This window comes from Streptococcus sp. oral taxon 061 (assembly GCF_964211575.1).
Lineage (GTDB): Bacteria > Bacillota > Bacilli > Lactobacillales > Streptococcaceae > Streptococcus.
This window is the reverse complement of sequence record NZ_CAXOQQ010000024.1, coordinates 1-293: the sequence shown is the minus strand read 5'-3', so window position 1 is coordinate 293 and position 293 is coordinate 1. Positions and strand designations below refer to the sequence as shown.

Here is a 293-nt window from a genome sequence, read left to right as displayed (position 1 = left end):
GTCCACATTGCAGTCCTACAACCCCGAAGAGTAAACTCTTCGGTTTGCCCTCCTGCCGTTTCGCTCGCCGCTACTAAGGCAATCGCTTTTGCTTTCTCTTCCTGCAGCTACTTAGATGTTTCAGTTCACTGCGTCTTCCTCCTCATATCCTTAACAGATATGGGTAACAGGTAGTACCTGTTGGGTTCCCCCATTCGGAAATCCCTGGATCATCGCTTACTTACAGCTACCCAAGGCATATCGTCGTTTGTCACGTCCTTCTTCGGCTCCTAGTGCCAAGGCATCCACCGTGC

Annotated in this window: 1 rRNA gene; it reads right to left on the bottom strand. The window is 50.9% G+C overall.

What is annotated here, in order from left to right:
* A 23S ribosomal RNA gene (locus AB8E63_RS08675) occupies positions 1-293 on the bottom strand; the annotation flags it as partial.